General features: G+C 36.2%; 19 protein-coding genes. 8 read left to right on the top strand and 11 right to left on the bottom strand.

The features are described from left to right. The first annotated feature begins 320 nt into the window (after positions 1 to 320). The 6 genes from gldF (at position 321) to LQ201_RS03015 (ending at position 6,165) form a co-directional block, all read left to right on the top strand. Positions 321 to 1,046 carry a gliding motility-associated ABC transporter permease subunit GldF gene (gene gldF, locus LQ201_RS03040; RefSeq protein ID WP_230143593.1) on the top strand — a complete coding sequence of 242 codons (726 nt, stop codon included), beginning with the start codon at positions 321 to 323 and terminating at the stop codon, positions 1,044 to 1,046. After that, positions 1,046 to 2,731: a gliding motility-associated ABC transporter substrate-binding protein GldG gene (gldG, locus tag LQ201_RS03035; protein ID WP_230143594.1), complete on the top strand. Its 1,686-nt coding sequence runs from the start codon at positions 1,046 to 1,048 to the stop codon at positions 2,729 to 2,731. The genes gldF and gldG overlap by 1 nt, the downstream gene beginning before the upstream one ends. A 33-nt stretch (positions 2,732 to 2,764) precedes the next feature. Continuing rightward, a complete protein-coding gene (dnaN, locus tag LQ201_RS03030; protein WP_086545224.1) occupies positions 2,765 to 3,889 on the top strand; it encodes a DNA polymerase III subunit beta in 1,125 nt (374 codons plus the stop codon). Between the two features lie 86 nt (positions 3,890 to 3,975). Then, on the top strand, positions 3,976 to 4,653 hold the full coding sequence (locus tag LQ201_RS03025) for a DUF4397 domain-containing protein (RefSeq protein ID WP_230143595.1): 678 nt from the start codon (positions 3,976 to 3,978) through the stop codon (positions 4,651 to 4,653). A gap of 59 nt (positions 4,654 to 4,712) precedes the next feature. Further along, complete coding sequence (locus tag LQ201_RS03020) at positions 4,713 to 5,414, top strand: DUF4397 domain-containing protein (protein WP_230143596.1); 702 nt, start codon at positions 4,713 to 4,715, stop codon at positions 5,412 to 5,414. A gap of 64 nt (positions 5,415 to 5,478) precedes the next feature. Continuing rightward, a complete protein-coding gene (locus LQ201_RS03015; RefSeq protein ID WP_057932398.1) occupies positions 5,479 to 6,165 on the top strand; it encodes a DedA family protein in 687 nt (228 codons plus the stop codon). Here the strand turns inward: LQ201_RS03015 and LQ201_RS03010 are convergent, their stop codons facing one another. From LQ201_RS03010 to LQ201_RS02985, 6 genes are all read right to left on the bottom strand, one after another. Continuing rightward, positions 6,166 to 7,122, bottom strand: coding sequence for a zinc dependent phospholipase C family protein (locus LQ201_RS03010; RefSeq protein ID WP_230143598.1), 957 nt, complete (start codon positions 7,120 to 7,122; stop codon positions 6,166 to 6,168). A 53-nt stretch (positions 7,123 to 7,175) separates the two neighbouring features. Beyond that, the gene (locus LQ201_RS03005) at positions 7,176 to 7,601 is read right to left on the bottom strand and encodes a VOC family protein (protein WP_230143600.1); all 426 of its coding nucleotides are present in this window, start codon (positions 7,599 to 7,601) and stop codon (positions 7,176 to 7,178) included. Positions 7,602 to 7,716: 115 nt separating this feature from the next. Continuing rightward, positions 7,717 to 8,169 carry a DUF1569 domain-containing protein gene (locus LQ201_RS03000; protein ID WP_230143601.1) on the bottom strand — a complete coding sequence of 151 codons (453 nt, stop codon included), beginning with the start codon at positions 8,167 to 8,169 and terminating at the stop codon, positions 7,717 to 7,719. A 2-nt stretch (positions 8,170 to 8,171) separates the two neighbouring features. Further along, the gene (locus tag LQ201_RS02995; RefSeq protein ID WP_230143602.1) at positions 8,172 to 9,293 is read right to left on the bottom strand and encodes a suppressor of fused domain protein; all 1,122 of its coding nucleotides are present in this window, start codon (positions 9,291 to 9,293) and stop codon (positions 8,172 to 8,174) included. Between the two features lie 15 nt (positions 9,294 to 9,308). Beyond that, positions 9,309 to 10,529, bottom strand: coding sequence for a DUF3999 family protein (locus LQ201_RS02990; protein ID WP_230146596.1), 1,221 nt, complete (start codon positions 10,527 to 10,529; stop codon positions 9,309 to 9,311). After that, a complete protein-coding gene (locus tag LQ201_RS02985) occupies positions 10,519 to 12,897 on the bottom strand; it encodes a DUF2339 domain-containing protein (RefSeq protein WP_230143604.1) in 2,379 nt (792 codons plus the stop codon). Before LQ201_RS02985 ends, LQ201_RS02990 begins: the two co-directional genes overlap by 11 nt. A 305-nt stretch (positions 12,898 to 13,202) precedes the next feature. Between LQ201_RS02985 and LQ201_RS02980 the strand changes: the two genes are divergently transcribed. After that, entirely contained in the window at positions 13,203 to 13,646 is a 444-nt protein-coding gene (locus LQ201_RS02980) for a DUF4395 domain-containing protein (protein WP_230143605.1), read from the top strand. Position 13,647: 1 nt separating this feature from the next. On the opposite strand, the gene LQ201_RS02975 is transcribed toward LQ201_RS02980, so the two are convergent. From LQ201_RS02975 to LQ201_RS02960, 4 genes are all read right to left on the bottom strand, one after another. Further along, entirely contained in the window at positions 13,648 to 14,679 is a 1,032-nt protein-coding gene (locus LQ201_RS02975; protein WP_230143606.1) for an Atu2307/SP_0267 family LLM class monooxygenase, read from the bottom strand. A gap of 122 nt (positions 14,680 to 14,801) precedes the next feature. Further along, complete coding sequence (locus LQ201_RS02970; protein WP_230143607.1) at positions 14,802 to 16,109, bottom strand: hypothetical protein; 1,308 nt, start codon at positions 16,107 to 16,109, stop codon at positions 14,802 to 14,804. A 337-nt stretch (positions 16,110 to 16,446) separates the two neighbouring features. Continuing rightward, positions 16,447 to 18,303: a molecular chaperone DnaK gene (dnaK, locus tag LQ201_RS02965; RefSeq protein WP_230143608.1), complete on the bottom strand. Its 1,857-nt coding sequence runs from the start codon at positions 18,301 to 18,303 to the stop codon at positions 16,447 to 16,449. 759 nt (positions 18,304 to 19,062) lie between these two features. Further along, positions 19,063 to 20,298 carry a glycosyltransferase gene (locus tag LQ201_RS02960; protein WP_230143609.1) on the bottom strand — a complete coding sequence of 412 codons (1,236 nt, stop codon included), beginning with the start codon at positions 20,296 to 20,298 and terminating at the stop codon, positions 19,063 to 19,065. 153 nt (positions 20,299 to 20,451) lie between these two features. On the opposite strand from LQ201_RS02960, the gene LQ201_RS02955 reads away from it, so the two are divergent. After that, positions 20,452 to 21,033 (top strand): tRNA-(ms[2]io[6]A)-hydroxylase, encoded by a 582-nt coding sequence (locus LQ201_RS02955; RefSeq protein ID WP_230143611.1) that lies wholly within the window; start codon positions 20,452 to 20,454, stop codon positions 21,031 to 21,033. Positions 21,034 to 21,098: 65 nt separating this feature from the next. Here the strand turns inward: LQ201_RS02955 and LQ201_RS02950 are convergent, their stop codons facing one another. Continuing rightward, positions 21,099 to 22,232, bottom strand: a complete 1,134-nt coding sequence (locus tag LQ201_RS02950) for a DUF3810 domain-containing protein (protein ID WP_230143613.1) — start codon at positions 22,230 to 22,232, stop codon at positions 21,099 to 21,101. Positions 22,233 to 22,236 lie beyond the last annotated feature (4 nt).

The following is a 22,236-nucleotide window of genomic DNA, read 5'->3' as shown; positions in this document are numbered from 1 at the left end:
CTCATGAATGCCTTTAAAAACAACTGCATAAATGAATAATCTTAATGCGCACGCTAGTAGCGATCGTTGTAAGATTGCTTCGTCGGCTGAAAAAGCCTTCTCGCAATGACGATTCCTCACAGCTTATTTACCGCACAAAAAAAAAATCTCTGTAATCTGTATCGGTTTTATAAAATAAATTATCCTTTAGGATGACAATCCGAAATTTATGATACGGCCTCTTTTTAAATTTAAGTATCACTGATTGGTAATACATTCATTTAATCAATTCCTTTTAAATTTGCAGGAATAAATGGTTAACTTCGGCGTTTTAATAGCACATGTACGCAGTTTTTAAACGCGAGTTATTCAGTTTCTTAAGTTCGATGGTTGCTTATATTACCATTGGCATTTTTCTATTGGTTTCTGGCCTGTTACTCTGGTTTTTTCCTGATACCTCGGTGCTTGATTATGGTTATGCCGAACTTGATGGTTTTTTCAGTTTAGTGCCTTATCTTTTCATGTTTCTTATTCCAGCCATTACCATGCGTTCTTTTGCTGAAGAGCGGAGAGAGGGAACCTATGAGCTTTTAATTACCCGGCCCATCCAAATCTGGCAGATTGTTGTGGCAAAGTACTTAGCAAGTTTGGTTCTGGTATTATTTGCCCTAATCCCGACATTAATTTATTACTATAGCATTTCAAAGCTGGGTTTTCCTGAAGGAAATATTGATTCGGGATCAGTTATTGGCTCTTATATCGGTTTATTTTTATTGGGTGCTGCCTTTACATCCATTGGCATTTTTTCATCTGCATTGACTAAAAATCAGGTGATTGCCTTTGTGATCAGTGCTGCTTTATGTGCATTCGCTTTTTTAGGTTTTGATTACAGCAGTCAGCTTGCTGCATTTCAAAGTATGGAACATATCATTAGCAATTTAGGGATTAATCAACATTATACTTCGATAAGCCGTGGTGTTTTAGATACCAGAGATCTAATTTACTTTATTTCTTTTTCAGTGCTGTTTTTATTGTTCACCAAAATAATAATAGGAGGGAAACGATAATGAAGCTGAAGAATAAATGGCTTAATGCTATCATCGTTATAGCCACGTTAATTATTTTAAATATCGTAGGTAAGTACGCTTTTCATCGTTTTGATTTTACTGCCGATAAGCGTTTTACTTTAAGTGATAAAACGAAATCTTTATTGGAGCAAAATAAAAAACCGGTAATCATTACGGTATTTTTAGCGGGAGAGTTACCACCTGCGTTTAAACGCTTGCAGACTGCGGTGTCAGATATTTTATCTGATTATCAAGCCTATGCTAAAACCGAGGTCAAGGTGGTTTTTGTTGATCCGATAGCGGGACTTAATCAGGCTGATCAAGATACAGTAATCAATAATTTGTACGAGAGCGGTATAGAAGCAACCAGTTTAAGTGTTAAAACTGAAAGTGGATTAACGCAGAAGCTCGTATTTCCGATGGCGATGATGGAAAGCGAAGGAAAGGAATTTCCCATTAAACTCTTTCAAAATTTAGATACCCGCGGAAATTACGAAGACAATATAAACCGCTCAATTGAAAACTTGGAGTATCTTTTTACTTCGAGTTTAAAGAAAGTACTTTCGGGTGATAACCCTCGGATTGGCTTCTCGGAATCAAATGGCGAACTGTCTGATTTACAATTGGCTGATGCCATTCACACCCTATCTAGCAGTTATCTGGTTGGCCGTATTGATTTAAATAGCATTGATAAAACAGGGCTTGATAAATTGAAAATGTTGATTATTGCCAAACCCAAAAAACCTTTTACAGAAACTGAGAAATACAAAATTAACTATTTCGTAATGAACGGCGGGAGGGTACTTTGGAGCATTGATCAGGTAAATGCCGAATTGGATAGCTTGCGGGGAAAAAGTGGTCAGATGGCTGTTAACAGTAATTTGAACCTTGATGATATGCTTTTTATGTACGGTGCAAGGATTAATTATAATATTATTGCCGATCCGGCAAACAGTGCCGAAATTCCGGTTTCTACGGGTGTTGTAGGCGGGCAGAACCAGATGCAACTGGTGCCTTGGATCTATTACCCGATTTTATTGCCCGATACTGCTGAAAGTGTTGTGAAAAAGCTGGATGGTGTAAAATCTGAATTTCCAAGTACAGTAGATACTATTGGTGTTAAAGGTGTAAAAAAATCGTATATTTTAGCTACATCTCCCTATAATAAAGTGTATAATGTGCCGAAATTGTTTAGCTTGCAAATGGTGAGCGAACAGTTAGACCCACGGTCTTTCCAAAGTAAACCACAGCATGTTGGTTTAATGTTGGAAGGTAATTTTCCATCGGTTTTTGCCGGGCGCCCTTTACCAGCTACCATTACGCAACCTTACACCCTGGAAAGTATAAGTAAACCGGCTAAAATGATTGTGATAGGAGATGGCGATATTTTTAAAAACCAGGTATCGGAGCAAAATGGAACCCCTTTTCCACTAGGTTTCGACCGTTATTCGCAGCGTACTTTTGGTAATAAGGCCTTATTGCTCAATATTGTTGATTATTTTACGGATAACAACAACTTAATTGCGCTACGGAATAAAGAAGTAAAAATCAGATTGTTGGATAAAGCCAAAATTAAGCTCGAAAAAACGAAATGGCAATTTATAAATGTAGTGGCACCCTTGCTATTGTTAATATTCTTTGCGATTTTTCAACATTATCACCGCAAATACAAGTACGCTAAATAATTTTTATATTTTTGAAGAAGACTAAATAATATCATGAGATTTATTGTATCCACATCAACTCTATTAAAACACTTACAAACCGTAAATGGTGCATCAAGCAGCAGTACGGTTTTGCCTATATTAGAAAATTTTCTCTTCGAAATTAAAGATGGAAACTTAACTATCTCTGCTACCGATCTGCAAACCAGCATGACAACTGCTTTGGCTGTAGAATCAAAGGAAGAAGGTAAAGTAGCTGTTCCATCTAAAATTTTATTAGATACGCTTAAAACATTGCCAGATCAGCCTATCGCATTTAATATCGATGATAGTACTTTTGCGATCGAGATCAGTGCCGGAGATGGTAAGTATAAATTAAGTGGTGAAAATGGTGATGATTTTCCGAAGATTCCAGTAGTAGAAAACGCGTCTTCTGTAAACTTACCTGCGTCTGTTTTAACTGAAGCCATTACAAAAACTATTTTTGCGGTAAGTAACGATGAGTTGCGCCCGGCTATGACAGGTGTATTCTGTCAGTTATCCCCTCAGCACATTACCTTTGTAGCTACCGATGCACATAAATTGGTGAGATACCGTCGTATGGATAGCAAAGCAGATAAAGCAACATCATTTATTCTCCCTAAAAAAGCTTTAACACTTTTGAAGGCTGCTTTACCTTCAACTGATATTAATGTATCAGTAGATTATAATGCAACAAGCGCTTTCTTTAAGTTCGAAAATATCAATTTAGTGTGTCGTTTAATAGACGAGCGCTATCCAGATTATGAGGCGGTAATTCCAACCAATAACCCTAACAAACTAATTATCGACAGAAGTTTGTTTTTAAATACACTTCGTAGGGTTGTAATTTTTGCGAATAAAACGACACATCAGGTAAGACTGAAAATTAGCGGAAGCGAATTGAATATCTCTTCAGAAGATTTAGATTTTGCTAATGAAGCACACGAGCGTTTAAGCTGCCAGTATGATGGTGAAGACCTCGAAATAGGCTTTAATGCACGCTTTTTAATCGAAATGTTGAGTAATTTAAGTGGTGATGAAGTTACTTTAGAGCTTTCGACACCAAATAGAGCAGGGCTTTTAATTCCACAAACCAATGATGAAAATGAGGATGTTTTAATGTTGGTGATGCCTGTGATGCTAAATAATAGTTATTAAAAAAAAAACTAATTTGTTAGTTTTATTAACAAAGTGGCTTGGTTTTTGACCGAGCCATTTTTGTTTATAACCAACTAACACAACCAATGAAAATCTATAACAACCTCTCGAAATCACTGCTTTTGCTCGCTGTCTTATGTAGTATAGGCCTATTATCCTGTAAAAAGGACAATCCAGATGAAGTAGTGAAAGGCCAGGCCAAGGTAAAAATGGTCAATGCATCACTGGCCGATGTGCATCAAGATGTTTATTTAGATAATGAAAAATTAACCACTGTTTCTTTAGCCTTTGGCGAAACCAGCGATTACGTAAAAATACCTTCTGGTAATAGAAATGTTTCTTATGCCGGCACAAATAATACCACTACAGATACCTCTTTAAACTTTACACCATCTATTACTTACACTACTTTTTTGGTTACCAATAAAAAAGGAGAGATGGAAATAGTGAGTTATGAAGATAATTTAAGTAATACAGAATCAGATAAAGCTAAAATCAAACTAATTAATCTGACGCCAAATTTTGCCACTGGCATAAATGTTATGGTACAAGGCGGTACCCAATTCGTAAATGGATTGGCTTTTAAAGAAGCGTCAAGCTATTTTACAGTAGATACTGGATTCAATTTAAGATATAATGTAGTAGGCTCTGGTAATGTTAAAACCATCCAAAGTACAGCTTTAGAAGGAGGAAAGATATATACCATTTGGTTTAGTGGTACAACGGCAGCAACCTTAGAAGCACATATCATTACCGATAATTAATTTCAAAGTTTAATATGCTTTCTGCTATCTTTACGTTTTATTAGCATCAGCGATTAATTATGAAAAACAAAGTATTGTTTCCTAAAATATTTCTTCTTCTTATACTTGCCGTTTTAATCAGCTCATGCATCAAAAACGATAATTTAATTGAAGGTGATGCTAAAGTTCGATTCTTTCAGGCTGCTTCGACTGATACTACGCAAAGTTTCTATTTAAATGGAATACAAATAGGAACACCTGTTGCTTACAATACAAACACAAGTTATGTGGTTGTTGCAGGTGATGCTGCTTATAATATAACCACACGAAATATAAATACTGGTGTTGATGTGGCTTCATTAGGAGAACAAACATTTAAAATTGGACAAAATTATTCTGTTTTTTATTATAAAGAAAAAACTGGTGATCCTGCAAAATTGAAAGTTTATACCGATGATGTAAAACCAGATCTTGATTCAGCTAAACTAACTTTTTTAAACCTTGGTTACACACTAGGCTCTAGTGTTATAATTACTGATAGCACAGATACAGCCAAACCTGTAGAATCTACAATTGCATATGGAGCGATTAAAACTTTAAAGGTTAAAGTTAATAAAAACATGAAATTTGCCTTTAAATTAACTAGTCCTACTGCGACAAACCCACCGCCTGTGGTACAACGATTAGATTCTCTTAATATTAATAATGGTAGGGTTTACCTTATATTATTTGATGGCGATAAAAAGGGAGAACTTAAAAATCGAATCATCTCAGCCAACTAATTTTATTGCAATATATTAGCATTTAATCCCTTTCATATTCATACTTTTGCCCAAAATTAGATAAATGGAACTACTACAGCAGCTTATAGATTTTATTCTTCATATCGACGTACATTTAGCTGAAATTGTTAACGAATACCGTACCTGGACTTACCTCATCTTATTCCTGATTATTTTTGCCGAAACTGGTTTTGTGGTAACACCGTTCCTTCCTGGCGATTCGTTGCTTTTTGCAATGGGCGCTTTAATTGCAGGTGAACATGAAACTGGTTTAAATATCTGGATCATGCTCATTATTTTAATTGTAGCAGCAATTTTAGGAAATACAGTTAACTATAAACTCGGGAGTGTTTTAGGCGCAGGTGTATTTAAAGAAAAAAATAAGATTTTGAAGCTTAAATATTATCATCAATCTCACGAATTTTTTGAGAAACATGGTGGTAAGGCTATTATGTTGAGTAGGTTTTTGCCAATTTTCAGAACCATTGCACCATTTGTAGCTGGAATAGCCAAAATGCCTTTCGGTCGTTTTACCTATTATAACATTATTGGTGGAGTAGCCTGGATATTTGCATTGTTGTTAGGCGGTTATCTATTAGGACAGATTCCGGTAATTAAAAACAACTTCGAACTGGTTATCATTTTTATTGCTGTGGTAACATTTGTTCCCGCCATCTGGGCAGCTGTTAGGAGCCGTTTTCAACCTAAAAAGATTGAGGCAATTATTGAAGGAGAGGATACAAAGGCATAATTATAGTTCCCTACCAATTAGGGAACCATTTTGATATTTTCTTTCTACCGCCTCACTTTCTATTTTCTCATCAGGTAATAACGCTATTTTAATCAGGTTTTTAAGCACTGGCTGACCCGCATCAACCCAGGCAGAATACCAGAATGATCCCGTTTTTAATATGGCAGCACGCATTTGCTTTTCTACCATGTTATTCATTTTAGTATGGTAAGCTTTTGAATAGGCCATAGCGTATTGTTTCAGTACAGTATTATTCCTTTCAGAAAAGCTATACTTTTTGTCGGAAGGAAATGATGCATTCAGTTCAGCTTCGAAAGTTAATACGGTATCAACCAAACTGTGCGTGTGTTTAAGTATTTTCCAGATTTCTTGTAGTGGGTTTTCAATATAATCTGCCTTGCCAACAACAAAATTGTACTGAGTTGAAAACAATTCGGGTAAACGGCTTTCCCAAAAGGCATGTATACCTACTTGATTGGTGAGTTGACCATTGTGGTTGGCAGTAGTATGTAAAGGAACGTGAGCATCACCAATGTAATGGCCCAGGTCTGCAGAATATTTTAGGATTTTTACCGAATCACGCATTTTAAAGGCTTTAACTAAACCATAATAACTACGCTGTATTTGCCAGGGGATAATACCATCAGTGTTTAGCTTTTTTTTGCCGTACTTAGCTAAGGCATCATCCCATTTTTCGGGAATACTATCAATATTTTTCTCATAGTTCTCCACATCGAGGTAGTGCCGTGGTGCTTCGAGCGTGTCAGCATACCTCCGTTTGTCTGGGTCAACGGCATGTTCGGTAATGTATTTGATATTCCTTTTATAGAAACCTATCATATCAGAGGGCAAAGTGAAAACAGCAAGGTTGTTTATCCTTTGATGTGCAAAGAAGCCCCAAGAGGTACAAAGAAATATAGGGATGATTAACGCGGTTAAAATCGTTAATCTTTTCATATAACCCAAGATATGCAAATTTCTTTGTAACTCAAAGGGCGTAGAAGTAAAAATTATGCCTCTTCCATTTTTTTCATATCAAGCTTTTTCATTTTCATAACGGCGTCCATTACTCTTTTTGCTCTGTCGGGCGTTGCCATTAACTCACCGATGTTTGATGGAACAATTTGCCATGAAAGTCCGAATTTATCCTTCAGCCATCCGCAAACGCTCTCTGTGCCCCCGTCATTTACGAAAGTATTCCAGTAATAGTCTATCTCTTCCTGACTGTCGCAGTTTACCATAAGAGAAATAGCTTCATCGAATTTAAATTGCGGACCGCCATTAAGTCCCATAAATTTATTTCCGTTTAATTCGAAAGTAACAACCATAGGGGTTACTTGTGTAATTTTGGAATCTTTAAAAACTGTACAATAGTATTTTGCTGCTGCTTCGGCTTGTCCGTCAAACCAAAGGCATGTTACAAGTGGTTTTGCCATTTTATATAATTTTTTTGTGTTACCACAAGTTAGGCAAGATTTTTAGCCTGCGTAAGGTTTAAAAGTGACGATTTAAGGGGGCGATCTGGACAATAATCTGCTCTTATGCTACTAGCTAAGCTCCAAATTGTGTTAAATGGTGGTCCAGGTGTTTATAAAACATATTGTTCCACTCCGTTTTTGCTAAGGGCCCAAATGAATGTGATTCTTTCCCATCGAAATGATTTTCACCGAGTTGTTGGGTTTGATTAATGTAATCGATTAAACGCATCTTCTCTTTTTCAAAATCTTTTTCATCCTTAATAATAAATTGAGGGGCAGTCTGATTATTTTTAGGATAAGGTTTTTCGCTTACTACTTTGCTTTTGACTAGTTTTTTCAGGATAAACCTCATTATTGGCCCCGGTTTTGGATGAATGTCATCGTAAACCATTTCGTAAGTTACATTGCAATGTGCCAGCATTTGTGCAACATTCATTTTACCCCAAAGTTGAGTGGTCGTAGGAGTAAGTCTGTTAATTCTTTCAATAATTTCGCTGGTTACTGCGGGTTGGAAAATGTTCTTCATGGTTAATTCAAGATGATTTCTGGACGATAGATATTAAAAACTTCAGATCCTATATTATTTAATTTTTCTATAAGTTGTTCACTGCCGTTTTCAATAACATGATTTCTTTCATTTTCAGTTATGGGTATCATCCACAAAACATTAACTGAACTACCTCTATAATCATCGAGTTCTAATTTAGGTAGAACATTTAAGTCCTTAACTAAAATTACAGAAGTGATTTTGGTATTCTTAAATTCTTTAAATGTTATAGTATGGCCATTGCCCATCCATGTAATTCTTTTCCAGGGGATGTCTGCCTGTCCGCTTATCCAATTTCCTATTTTGTCTAACTCCGATTGCTTTAAGCCTGATTTTAATATCAGGCCCAATTCTATTCTGTTTATTTGATTAGGATTTTCGCTATACATTTCAACCACTGGCATTGGAAGCAAAGAAAGGCCAGCCGTAACAAATACATCATTAAAATCTCCAGTTTTTAAAAATAGTCCTTTTGGTGGCCATTCATTTCCATCAATAGCATAATATTTATTGCTATTTCCTAAAATTTCTTCATAGCTTTTTAATAATTCTGGTTGTTTTATTTGAAATGGGTTTGTTTCGTTATCCCATAAAGCCCAATATTCTTGGGCACTTTTAACCCTATCTATTAAAATATTTGATTCAGTAAGTTCCCAACAGAATTCGCCGTGATCTTTACAATCTCTAGCGTAGCCGAAAAAGTCGCCATTGCCTGACCACGAAGGTATAATTGCAATAATTTCTTCTTTCGCTAATAAAGCTGCCGCGTCCCCCTCTTCGAGCCACACGATTTCCAAATCTTCACTTTTCAACGGAGGTTGCCCCGCTGGAAATCTACAAAATGAACTGGTAAGCATGGGTGATATCCCTTTTTTGATAAGATCCGTTTCAAGGTTTGTAGGTGCTGCAGCTAAGTTTCTGATCCAACAGCTTTTAATGCCAAAATTTGTGTCTTTATCGCCCCAGAGATAAAAGTAAGCAACTCTTTCATCTTGCTCTACGATTGCTGTAATCGGGCAGCATGGACTGCGAAATTCAGCAAGCACTTCTGGTTCTTGCCTTTTTTCTTCTCTCGAAGGAAATAACTTTTTTAAAAAACTCATCTTTAATTATAAATCTTAATTTCTTAACATTTTAAATGAAAACCAGCCTAGTAGTGCAATAATCACCGCCATTAATACCCAAAGCCATGCTTTGTTTTCAAATAATGGTTTTTCTGTTTTAATGGAATAGGCAGGATTTCGCTGTTCTGTTCCAATGTTTACGCTGGTTAAATTATTTGGGATTTTACTTTCAAATTTTTCAATTTCATAAAGCGGACCTGTAGCTTTTTCATTGCCATAATATAAGGCATATTCATCTTTTGGTTCGTCAAATCGGGCTATAATTTCATAGATGTTTCCTTTTAACTGTAATGTGTTTAGACGTAACGGCTTATTGTCGTTATTTTGGATAGTAATTTTCAATCTGGATGTAATGGTATTTGCAAAATTGAATGCAGGTTCTTCCAGAGAACTTATCGTACCTTCATAAAGATTCGCATAATTGTACTGAATGCCTTTGTCGGTTTTAAAACCATCTGTTGCATATTCAATTTTGATGGAACGGTAAAAATCAAAATCACTTTGTGCATTCAACCTTAAATTGGATAGCGGAACGGGATTGGCCAAGGTTACATTGATAATTGTTTCCTTTTTGGATACATCGTTTTTAAGATCGAAAGATTGATACTTAACCTCTTGATAAGTTCCCTTTACGGTATCTGTTTTCGAAATTTTTGCTTCCAATAATTCGGGCTGAACGGGGCTTTTTACCGCAATCCTAAAATATTGATATTTAGAATCAGGGAAATTCAATTTGGTAAAATGGTAATCTGTATCGTTGTTCTTGATTGAAAGAATTCGATAGTCTGTTAAGAGAGAAAACCACTCTTTATTATCGTTACTGCCTTCGAGGTTAACCTTCCAATCGAAGTTTTCTTGTTTAAAAGCCAAATTAATCTGGTTGATTAAATTTATTCCTGGTGACTGAAAAGTATAATAATAACCATTTGGGTTTGTACTTTGGTTAATCTGTTTAAATGCAATGTCATTTGTAGTTACCTTATCGGCACGCTGTTTTAACAGATAAGGAACTTCAAGGGTATCTTTTCCATTGATGCCAAAAATCCTTAAGTCTTCGAAACCTGCATTTGCTTTTTTATATAAATCATTTGGCAGTGCCATTTTATGCCAAACGGAATTAACACCCGTTATGCTCCGCTTAAATTTATAAGTATTGGTTTGTGCATTTGCAATAGTGACACAAAGCAAAAGCAAGGTAAATAGGTTAATTTTCAACTTTAGCATCATCAATAATTAAATGTTTGTATTTATTGTAAAGGAAAGAAATGATGAGCAATAATACACCCAACGACACAAAAACTATGGTTTTGGAAATTGTGCTTAAAGAATAGATATCGTAAAAGAAAAGTTTGATCAATGTTATCCCAAATAAAACCATTGCCCCAATGCGCAAGTGTTTTTTGTTTTTGGCCAGCCCCATGCTAATTAAGAATAATGAGAATGTGCCCCAAAGGATGCTCAATCCCAGTTTATAACTTCCTTCTGAATGTGATAGTTCTAAAATATTGATCAATTCGCTACTGATGATCCATAAGAGGGAAAGATAAAGCAAGTAATCGAACATGGTCTTCAAATCTTTTTTCAATAGACCCGAACGTTGCAACTGGTAGCATTGTACAATCAGCAAAGCAAAAAAAGCAATTGCTATATACCTGATGCCGATATTAAATGAACCAATAATGAAATATTTACTTTCAGGAAGCAAATAGCTATCTCTAAGTTCACTTAATTTATAGAGTCCGAAAGTTAGAAATACTATGATAACCCAGATGTTAATAATAAGGTTAGTGATGGCGAGTTTGCTATTTTTTAGCTTTTTAATGTTCAAATAACTTAATGCTGAAGCAAAAAATAGGGTGTAAATATAAATCCACGCTGTTTTTAAGGTGTTGTAATTGTAGTTGTATTCACTAATTGAATCGTAAAATCTGGTTTTTGGAGTGGTGTTGATCTTGCTCAGTTCGAAGAGGTTATTAAAGTATTTAGAAATCTCGATCCTAAGGGTAATGTAGATTACAAAAACTAAAATAGCGGGAATGGAATAACTAAGTATCTGTCTCATCCAGATCCATTGTACAGGCTCTTCACTTTCTTTTTTGCTGATGCTGAACATCCAGAAGAAGCAGGCAATAAATATGCATGCGGTTAAAAAGCCCACGTTAAGGATTGGTATGATTACGATTGCATTTCCGTTATAGAGGTCATAATAAGTTATCCAATCTTCCAGCAGACTAAAAAAAGCCAGAAATATTAATGGGAAGGAAAGTTTTTCGTAAATAACAATCTTTTTTATCCGTGCTAAGTAGAATAGTACAGCGGCCTCTACAACCCAGAAAATGGTTACCCAACCGCCATCTAGCTGAACAGGAACAGCCATGGTAATAAAGGTGATCACCATTGCTAGAATGAGGTAAAAGAGATTTTTATCTGCAAGATTTTTCTTGTAAATAATTAAGCTCACCACAAAGTGGATCACGGCATTTGCCAACGTAAACAAGCCTAATAATTCAGTGCTGTTCTTATTGTCTGATAATATTAGATAACCTATTCCGTAGTATACAAATGAATTCAAAAGTAAGATGACTACATCGCTAAAGCCAAAAACTTCTTTCTTGCTTACTTTGTAGGCTAGGTTGGTAATGTAAAAAATGAGAAAAAACAGGGTAGAAAATAATAGTGCGAGGCTAAAGTAATTGTTTGTGTTACTTAAAGCTAAGCGCCAAGCAGAAAAGATGATCCATGTTAAACCAAAGGATGCATAGAATAAAGGCTTCCAGTATTTTTTGAAACTGAGCACCAGGATGCCAATATTGATAATGGCCATGTAGGTAAACAAAACGCCGACTTTGCCCGAACCATCACTCAGTAAAAAAGGCACGGCATAAGCGCCAACCAAGCCGATATGGGCGATAACCTGTTTGTTATACTTAATTGCTGCAACAACGGTAAATGAGGTGAATACAAACATTAAGGCAAAGGCTAATGCCTGTGGAATTAAGGAGTAAAAATTGTAAGCTGCATAAGTGATAAAATACATAATCGCAATCGCACCACTAACCAAAACGGCTGAAAAATTTTCGTATTTGGCTTTAAGTTTTATAGCAAAAGCCATTAAACCGGCTCCAACGGCATAACCCAATACAATCCTAGTAAGTGGGCTAATCATATCATGATCAATGGCATATTTAGCGCCAATAGCCACACCAATGATTAAGATCAGGATTCCAATCTTGCTAATCAGGTTTTCTCCAATAAATTTCTCGAAATCAGATTTAACCATGTTTTCACGTTTAAATCTCTCGGCGAAGTTAGGTTGCGTTTGGTTTGCCAGAGCAGGAATTGGCGCAGGAGTAGGTTGAGGTACAGCCGAATGTTGTACGGCAAAGCTTGGAGCTGTATTTCTTGTTGGTGCTGTAATGATTGGGTCAGGATTTATTGTTGGAGGCGTTGATACTGAACCTGGTGATTGCAGCGCACGAACCTCGTTTCTTAAAGCTTCAATTTCGGCTTCAAAGCCTTGCTGCCTGAGCAATAGGTTTTCCAGCTTGATTAAGAGCAGGTTTAATTTTTCTGAATTATCCATTCGATATCTGGTAGTGCGTAATTTACTTTACTAAATATAGGAATGTATTTTAGAACGGGTGAAAAATTAGAGTGATGAATTGAGGCAACGCTTTTACCACCTCTTTTAGAATGTAGTTAGGCGTCTTTTACCACTGATGTGCACAGATAAACACAGATTTTTGTATTTGAGTTATCTCTGTGTATTCTTTTTATCTGTGATTGACAATACACCTCTGAGCTTAATCCTAATTAAATGACATTATAGTGGGTAGCTTTTTGATTGGCTGATTAAATTAATCGCTAATTTAGGACAAAATTAGTCCTATGGAATTATCTTGCCCAATATCAGCAGAAAGAATAAATGAAAATGTAGTTAGGGTTATTGCCTTTATGGTTGCTGCTATTGCAATTGCTTGTATCGTGTTTTCAAATTACTGGGCAATCGTTTTCCTGCTGTTTGATTTTGCTGTAAGGGCATTTACATCGGGTAAATTTAGTTTGCTAAAATTTATGGCCGTTAAAGTATCTAATGCATTTTCACTTTCGCCGAAAATGAAAGATCTGGCCCCAAAAAAGTTCGCGGCAACCTTAGGCTTTGGATTCTGCCTTTTGATTACCGCGGTATTTCTATTTGATTTTTATAATGCAGCGCTGATTTTTACCTCAATTATGATCGTTTTTGCCCTTTTGGAGAGTTTATTCGCCGTTTGTGTAGGCTGTTATATTTATTCTTTTTTGCAGATTTTCGCTAAAAAGAATGGGGCTTAATTTATTTCTTTAAAGCCTCGCGTACTTTTGGCGCAATTTTGCTCCCGAATAATTCAATTGATTTCATTAAGGCTGCGTGAGATGGACCCCCTACATCCATGTGTGCTGAGAAACGTGTTAAGCCAAAAGTTTCTTCGATGGCTAAAATCTTCTCTACCGATTCGTTTACATCGCCAATAATTAAAGCACCGCTATTGCTTCGGCCAGCATCGAACTGATTGCGTTGATAAGGTGCCCAACCACGTGATTTGCCGATCCTGTTCATTTGAGCAGAATAAAGCGGGTAGTAGTAATCTGCAACTTCACCACTGTTTTCGCCAAATAAAGCGTGCATATGCACACCTACTTCAAATTTACTCTTGTCATGCCCGTAAGCTTCGTAAACCCTTTTATAATAGTCGAAAAGCGGCTTAAACTGTATCGGCTGACCACCAATGATAGCAAACATTACAGGTAAACCTAATCTACCAGCACGTTCTACTGATTCTGGTGTTCCACCAACGGCTACCCATATTTTTAAATTGTCGTTTACGGCTCTTGGTAATATTTCCTGGTTATTCAGTTCTGGTCTGAATTTACCTTTCCAGCTGATTTTGGGCTCCTTGTTTATTTTAAGGAGCAATTCTAACTTCTCTTCATAAAGTTCGTCGTAATCTTGTAGGTTATAACCAAACAGCGGAAACGACTCGATAAAACTTCCACGACCAGCCATTAATTCGGCCCTGCCATTCGAAATTAAATCTATTGTGGAAAAATTTTGATACAATTTAACCGGATCGGATGAACTTAAAACCGAAACCGCGCTGCTTAATTTAATGTTTTTGGTAACCGTAGCTGCCGCAGCTAATATAATTTCAGGACTCGATACGGCATAATCAGGGCGATGATGTTCGCCGATTCCATAGAAATCTAAACCAACCTCGTCCATTAGTTTTATTTCTGCTATAATTTCCTGAAGTCTTTGCTGAGCGGGTTGAATTTCTCCTTTTGCATTAATCTGCAAATCGCCAAACATACCGATACCTAATTCCATAATGTTAAAATAATTTTAACAAAGTTAATAGATACGCGGAAGGTAGTTTTTGATGTATGGTAAGAAAAAATTACTTATATCATTGGATTCGAATAAACTATCGAACTAACTAGAAATAGCATCTATAAATTGTTTATTTTTTTCATCTCCCTTTCGAAGAAAATGTGATTTAATTCTTTATTGATATTTTCTTTTCTTTTAATCCATACAAAACCTTCACCCTTAGTAATTACGGCTATATCAACGGGTCCTCCTACAGTTTCTATATCAAGAGTTGCCTTTCTTTTTAATGTTGTTATGCCAACTAGAGACTCAGCAATTTCAATAAGATCCTCTTTCCTTAAAACCTCAATAGTTGTTATTATTGGGTCGATATGGATTTCCTTTCTTATTTCATCTGTTTTCTCGTAAAAAGTTTTTAAAAGATTACTTAACTTCTTTTCTAAAAAGTTTTTTGAAATTTTGGTTTTGTATTTTTCTATTAAATCATTTTTAAAAGCATCTAATAAATCTATCAGAAGTTCATTTGTTTTTTCATCCAGTTGGGGATCAATTCCTTGGAAAAAAGTGTCCACCATTTCTCTCTGAGCAAATGGCTTAACGATAGCGGTTCGATTACTAGTGATTTTTAAATTTTTAACTTTCTCAACTTTAATAATATTATCAATTAAAAATGAAAGTCTAATATCAATTATTGATGGATATATTTCATCTAAGCCATATCCTGCTATAACAATGCCTGTAAAGTCGTCGTCGTCGTTAATTTCTGATACAATTTCTTGATACAAACGAAGGACTATTAATTTTTTTGTTTGTAGGTGGTTTTTTTCTGATATTTTTTGGATACTTAAAAAACCAGATATTACTTTTTCAAAAACAGTATTATAAGTTTTTGAAAACTTGGTAATGGAATAGGCTTTGAGGTTTGCAGATTTTGGAAAATCTTTTTTAGATGTTAAGACATCTAGATATTCTAATAAAGTTTGTTCAAAATAGGTTCTTTCTTCGTCCTCGGTTTTTGGTCTAGTAATTATTTTCTGTCTAATATTTTCATCGATTATTTCTGTAACTGAATCTGTTATAATATCTAAGGATTCGTATAGTTTGTATTCAATTACCTCGCTTTTGATATCTTCTTCAATATGTTTTTTGAACTCGGTATCTAAAAAAAGCATGAAATCATCAGCACAGTCCTCAAGTTCTGAAAATTTTTTAGTTATCTTATCCCTATAAATTTTTATTATGAGCTCGAGTGGAATGCCCATCCAATTTGCATTGTTATAAATCATAATGCCTACGGCATCATTATAACTTAATTGAAAAATTTTGTTTGCTGTGTTAAAAACTTTTCTTCCGTTTCCAATTGTAACAGCACTATCTGCCGCTATTACAACTGCACTTTTATTTAGAATTCCTATTTCTGCAGTCACTTTAAGATTGTATTTAGATATAGCTAATATAAAAAAAAAAGTACATGCCGTGATCCTTAACCGAAGATAATTATTGGGATTTAGTTTATGCACCCTGCAACCTGAGTTTTTTATACTGGCCCAAGTTAGCTAAACCCGATTATAGCGAGCATCCCGATCTTTTCATCGGGATAAAGCGGTAAGCGGGGCTTTCGGAACCGATAAGCATTGTCTTTGCTTTCAAAACAAAAAAACAAATGTATTGACCTCAATAGCAGGAAGATCCTGAAATAAATCCGATAGCCATAGGATCAGGATGAGGTACTAAGGCTGAAAACTGCCAATTGCCAACTGAAAACTACTCTATCTTCTTACCTTTCATGGCAGTAGAAATCGCCGCATCCATTACACGTTCGGCAAAAGGACGGGTAAATTCATTCAGTTCGTCTGCTTTCTTCAAAATGGTATCTTTTTCTTGAGTAGCTAACGCCGTTCTAAGCGCTTCGATGTGTGTTTTGGTAGCTGAAATTTCTCCTTCGGTTAAATGCTCGGCATGTTTTTCGATAAAACGCTCGGCGGTATAAAGCAATTGTTCGCCTTCGCTTCTTGCTTCAATAAGCATACGTTGCTCCACATCACTTTTAGCATGTTCTATGCTATCAAGCAGCATTTTTTCTACTGTATCGTCGCTTAAGCCATAACTTGGGGTAATTTCGATCTCTTGTTTAACACCGGAACGTAACTCTATCGCCTGGACAGTTAAAATTCCATCGGCATTCAGTAAAAAATTGATGTCTACTTTCGGCAAACCCGCAGGCATTGCAGGAATTCCCTTTAAGTCGAACTCAGCCAATTTTCTGTTTTCTTTCACTAAATCGCGCTCACCCTGATAAACAGAGATTTTCATATTCACCTGTCCATCTATTGAAGTGGTGTATTGGCGACCAGCTTTTGTAGGTACTTTACTGTTACGGGCAATAATTACATCCATTAAACCACCCATGGTTTCGATGCCCAAAGAAAGTGGCGTAACATCTAACAACAAGATATCAGAACGGTTTCCTGCCAAAACATCGGCCTGAATGGCTGCGCCAAGTGCTACTACCTCATCAGGATTGATATTATCCTGTGGTTTTTTACCAAAGAAATTTTCTACAGCCTGTTTTACAAAAGGTGTACGGGTAGAACCACCCACTAAAATTACCTCATCTATATCGCTGGCTGATAGATCTGCATCCTTTAATGCATTTTTACAAGCAGTGATGGTTTCTTCAACCTTCGCTGAAATTAACTGCTCAAAAGTTTGTTTATCAAGCGTGCACCAGAATTCACCAACTTGCTCGTTATATAAGTTCTGGGTAGATAGTGCTTTTTTAGCAGCCTCAGCCTGTAGACGTAAGGTTTGCATCAAAATATTGTCCTGAGCAACTACGGCTACGTCAAGGTTGTTTTTCTCCAACCAATAGTTTAAAATGGCCCTATCGAAATCATCACCACCCAAATAAGTATTGCCATTTGTGGCCAATACCTCAAAAATTCCATTTTGAATCTGCAGAATAGAAACATCAAATGTTCCACCGCCTAAGTCGTAAACCGCTATTGTTTTTTGTTGAGAAGGATCTAAACCAATTCCGTAAGCCAAACTTGCTGCGGTAGGTTCATTTACAATACGCATTACATCTAAGCCGGCTAGTTTTCCGGCATCTCGCGTGGCCTGACGCTGACTATCGTTAAAATATGCCGGAACAGTGATTACAGCCCTGTTAACGGGAGTTTTTAGCGCATGTTCTGCCCTTGCCTTAAGCTCCTTCAAAATTTCGCCCGATAATTCGATCGGTGTGTAAAAACGGTCGCCAGCGTAGATTTTTACCAAAGCATCGCTATCATCATCGATAATTTTGTAAGAGAAAATATCCTTATGTTCGGCTACATCTTTGTAAGAGCGGCCAAGTAGTCTTTTAACTGAAAAAATGGTGTTTGAAGGATCAGTGGTTAGGTATTCTTTAGCCTCGTTACCTACAACGGCTTCATTCTGGCCATTAAAATATACCACCGATGGTACCAATATTCCTTTACCTGCATCGTTAATTACCTGCGGATTTTTATCTGGATTGATAAACGCCACCAAGCTATTGGTTGTGCCTAAATCTATTCCAACTATAATTTCTTCCTTTTGAAACGAACCTGTAGCAAGGTTAATTGATATTTTTGCCATGGCTGCAAATTTACAATAATGTTGTAAGGTTTTAAGATGGAAATGTTTTAATGTTGTAAAGATTAAAGTTCATTTTCTAATTCTTTATTGTTTTGAATTATAATGAGGAAATGAAGGGTTCTGCAATTCTTCGGTTGCAGCAGTCCTGCTGTCCCTCCTGCCGATTGAAGGATCGGCATCCGTACCATCAGGTTTATTTAACAAAGATCGTATTGTTTGAGTGCGAAAATGTTTCGATCTGTGGGGACACAGATCAGGGGATTAGGAAAATACCAAAAAATGTACTCACCCTGAGGGATAATTTATTCCATAAAAATCAATATGAGTGACGTACAATTGTTTTCTTTTTCAATACCCCAAGGGCTTACCTCGGCTCGCCGCCGCCGAAGGGCTCTTTCTTTTTGGCATCAAAAAGAAACAAAAAATGCCGGCTGAAAATTTTTCTTTTTAAGGCAGTTGTGCGGCTAGGACAGTGCGGCCCGAAAAAATTGTTAGGCCGGGTTTAAGTAGAACGGAGATACTCTGCTATGGCCTAGCTGGATGGAAATGTAAAAGCGATTAAAATTCTGATCAATAGTGGTTTGTAAACCAACGTCAATGGTAGCTTGTCGAAGGGCAAATGTTTTTGTTTCGGCAAATAAAGGTCTTCGACAGGTTCAGACTGACAACTATTAAATATTTGAGCCTAGAATCTATTCCCGACTTTCTGACTAAAAATACTCAACTCCCCACTAAAGACTTCTGACTGAGGGCTAGAGACTACTTTCTATTCTTCTCTTCAATCCATAACGACATATATTTGGTGCTTTGTGCTGTGTGGTGATTTAATAGCTGTCCGAAAAAGTTATTTTGCCGGTGTGCCCTTAAATCTGAAGCTAATTTTTCAACTTCTTTAATGAATTGATCTGTAAAATATTTAGCGGAATACCTTTGGTTAATGATCTGTACGCCATTCTGTTGTGCAATTTGCCAGGAGTTTTTATCCTGATATAACTTTACGGCTTCATCAATAAATAACTCTAAATTATCTTCAATGCTACCGTTCCAATCTAAATTGCCTTTCATGGCTTCTGCCCCGACCGATGTGGTTACCGATGGGGTACCTACTTGCATGGCGTCAATAAATTTACCTTTTACACCTGCACCGAACTGAATAGGGGCGAGCAATATTCTATGTTTAGCAATGGTTTCCTTAGCATCTAAAGCTCTTCCTTTAATTAAGAACTTTTCGCCTTTGTTGTCTAGTTGCAGCACTTTTTGCGAGGGATAAGATCCAAATATATTCAAATTCGCACCTGGAAGTCTTTTTCTGAGTACTGGCCAGATCTTGGTTTTTAAAACCTGAACGGTATTCCAATTGGGCTCATGAAGGAAATTGCCAATGAAAACGAAATCTGCCCGATTTTCAAAGGGAATCCATTTTTCGATAACCTGCTGATCGATTTCTTCTTCGAGAAATGGTAAATAATAAATCAGTGAAGGATCAATTTTGAATTGATTTTTCAGTATATCCATCTCCACTTCCGAAATCATTATAGATAAATCGCAGCGTAAAATTGAAGCAATTTCTCTTTTGGCCGTATCTGAAAATAAATCTAAAACTTGTTTTTTTTTGTCGCTTTGCTGTCGGGCACTTCTCAGACAATGTAAATCTTCGGTATCTAAAATCCTAAGTGCATTAGGGCATTCCTGCTGAACCCGCCAGCCATATTGCTCTTCTACCATAAAGCGATCGAACAGTACCATTTCGGGATTTAATTCTTTCAGAAATACGTTGAAACTTTCGTCGTTTAGTTTGATTTGTTGCTCAACAACACTTGTCTTACTAAAATCATAACTGAAATCGCTTTTTGATGCTGCCGATGCAAAATTAATCTGATAACCTTTAGACAGAAATAAATCAATCAATTGGATCATCCTCGTGCCCGCTGCCGATGAAGTGGGTTCGGGCCAAACAAATCCAATAATTAATAATTTCTTAGCGCTTGTATTCATTTACCTGCAAAATAAGTTCTTTTTTTTGGCTCTCGTAGATAAATGTGATTTTCGCGGAGTGAAATATAAAATCTGCATCATCTTTTAAATGTGTGGGGAATATTAAACGTATCTTAAATATTCTTAATTTTGCAGCTCAATTACAAGCACTACATGTTAGGATTAAAATTATTGACAGACCCACGTTGGGCAAATATTGCGGAATCAAATTTAGAAGAAATTTTATCTGACCATGCCTGGTGTGAACAAAAGGCGGCAACCAATGCCATTACTTTAATTACTCAAAATTCCGAGCATCAGGATCTTGTAGATGAATTAACAGCGATTGCCATCGAAGAAATGCAGCATTTCCAGATGGTAATTGAAATTATAAAAAAACGGGGTTATACTTTAAGCCGAGAGCGAAAAGATGATTATGTTGGTCGTTTGGTAAAATTTAGCAAAAAAGACGGAAGCCGGAATATGGCTTTTATTGATCGGTTATTGTTTGCGGCAATGATTGAAGCCAGGAGTTGCGAACGTTTCAGGGTACTTTCGTTAAATATAAAAGATCAGGAACTGGCCAAGTTTTACCACGAACTGATGGTTTCGGAAGCCGGACATTATACTACATTTTTAAATTTTGCACGTAAATACAGTACTGATGTTGATGTAGATAAACGCTGGAAAGAATGGTTAGATTTTGAAGGGGAATTGATTCAGAGTTTTGGAAACAGAGAAGCCATTCACGGGTAGTTCAGTTTGCGGTTCGGCGTCTTCTATAAACAACTGTGAGTTGATAATTGTAACTGAAGATATGACTAATTACGTTGGGGATGTTTAGTAATCCAACTTTCTGATGAACTGCGGGATAAGGTTTTTTCTAAATCTTTTTTATGATAGTTGTATAACCAGAGCACAATATCCTGATAGCTATCAATTCCCTTTTTCTGGTTGTTTAGTTTCAATAACCGATCAAAAGCTACACTCATATATTTCGACATATCAGAATTATTCTTTAACCAAAATTGGTTTTCCGTCTTAAAATCAGCCAATACTGTTGGTGCAATACGATCAAAAATCATTTGGTAATCGTTAGGCGATTTCATCCTGATTTCCCATAAAATACTACGGAACATACAATAATAACCAGCGTATTGGAAATTGATATCGTCACTTTTGATGGCTGTAATATAACCTAATAAATTGGCTTCATCTTCTTTGGCAATACCCGTTTGATGTGCAATTTCATGGCAAATGGTAAAAGGCAAAATGAAAGGAGGTAAGTTCATATTTATATTGGCTTCCCCACTTAATGGGTTGTAATAACCTTCAATGCCACTTTTTGCCACATAATTGGCAAATAAACATGCTTTTACGCTTGGTATGGTATAGTTAAAAACAGTATTTTGCTCAGCTTGGAATTGATAGCTTCGTGTTGCTGTTTTAGACAAAGCTGCAACCGAATATTGCTTTGGTCTGCTGTTCATACTATCTATCTTAAGCTTTAAATAAGTAATCTTAATGAGATAGTATTTACCTAAAGTTACCAGTTGGGCAGTATTATATTTTTCATCAGCTATACCCAATTTTTTTGCAATTGCTGGTCGCGAGTAATTTAAGGCCCAACTTAGTTTGAAAACAAGATAGAGTGCCAAAATAAGGTTGATGCATTTTATCCCTACCTGTTTTAAATTGATTTCTTTTGCACGATACTTTTTGAAGATTTTAAAAAAATACCACAATAAACAAGCAACTAATAGGATGTAGAGTACATCGCCGATTGCAAAAGGGAACAGGGCGCTTAAAAATCTTAGTAGTTTAGAAATTATAGGATAAAGATTATTGGAGTAAATTTTTTCGGTTAAACTCTCGCTTAATCCAAGCAGAAAAACTAAAAAGGCTGCTGTTGCAATGATAAACGTTTTGGAGTGCCCTAACTTTTTAGATGACATTAAA

Source organism: Pedobacter sp. Bi126, assembly GCF_918698245.1.
Lineage (GTDB): Bacteria > Bacteroidota > Bacteroidia > Sphingobacteriales > Sphingobacteriaceae > Pedobacter.
This window is presented reverse-complemented; position numbering and strand designations above follow the sequence as displayed.

What these genes read in the sequence shown, in the direction of transcription:
- LQ201_RS03010 (WP_230143598.1), bottom strand. Translation starts at nt 7,122, where the DNA reads ATGAAAAGATTAACGATTTTAACCGCGTTAATCATCCCTATATTTCTT.
- dnaN (WP_086545224.1), top strand. Translation starts at nt 2,765, where the DNA reads ATGAGATTTATTGTATCCACATCAACTCTATTAAAACACTTACAAACC.
- LQ201_RS02960 (WP_230143609.1), bottom strand. Translation starts at nt 20,298, where the DNA reads ATGAATACAAGCGCTAAGAAATTATTAATTATTGGATTTGTTTGGCCC.
- LQ201_RS02980 (WP_230143605.1), top strand. Translation starts at nt 13,203, where the DNA reads ATGGAATTATCTTGCCCAATATCAGCAGAAAGAATAAATGAAAATGTA.
- dnaK (WP_230143608.1), bottom strand. Translation starts at nt 18,303, where the DNA reads ATGGCAAAAATATCAATTAACCTTGCTACAGGTTCGTTTCAAAAGGAA.
- LQ201_RS03025 (WP_230143595.1), top strand. Translation starts at nt 3,976, where the DNA reads ATGAAAATCTATAACAACCTCTCGAAATCACTGCTTTTGCTCGCTGTC.
- gldG (WP_230143594.1), top strand. Translation starts at nt 1,046, where the DNA reads ATGAAGCTGAAGAATAAATGGCTTAATGCTATCATCGTTATAGCCACG.
- LQ201_RS03005 (WP_230143600.1), bottom strand. Translation starts at nt 7,601, where the DNA reads ATGGCAAAACCACTTGTAACATGCCTTTGGTTTGACGGACAAGCCGAA.
- LQ201_RS03000 (WP_230143601.1), bottom strand. Translation starts at nt 8,169, where the DNA reads ATGAAGAACATTTTCCAACCCGCAGTAACCAGCGAAATTATTGAAAGA.
- LQ201_RS02985 (WP_230143604.1), bottom strand. Translation starts at nt 12,897, where the DNA reads ATGGATAATTCAGAAAAATTAAACCTGCTCTTAATCAAGCTGGAAAAC.
- LQ201_RS03020 (WP_230143596.1), top strand. Translation starts at nt 4,713, where the DNA reads ATGAAAAACAAAGTATTGTTTCCTAAAATATTTCTTCTTCTTATACTT.
- LQ201_RS02950 (WP_230143613.1), bottom strand. Translation starts at nt 22,232, where the DNA reads ATGTCATCTAAAAAGTTAGGGCACTCCAAAACGTTTATCATTGCAACA.
- LQ201_RS02975 (WP_230143606.1), bottom strand. Translation starts at nt 14,679, where the DNA reads ATGGAATTAGGTATCGGTATGTTTGGCGATTTGCAGATTAATGCAAAA.
- LQ201_RS02955 (WP_230143611.1), top strand. Translation starts at nt 20,452, where the DNA reads ATGTTAGGATTAAAATTATTGACAGACCCACGTTGGGCAAATATTGCG.
- LQ201_RS03015 (WP_057932398.1), top strand. Translation starts at nt 5,479, where the DNA reads ATGGAACTACTACAGCAGCTTATAGATTTTATTCTTCATATCGACGTA.
- gldF (WP_230143593.1), top strand. Translation starts at nt 321, where the DNA reads ATGTACGCAGTTTTTAAACGCGAGTTATTCAGTTTCTTAAGTTCGATG.
- LQ201_RS02995 (WP_230143602.1), bottom strand. Translation starts at nt 9,293, where the DNA reads ATGAGTTTTTTAAAAAAGTTATTTCCTTCGAGAGAAGAAAAAAGGCAA.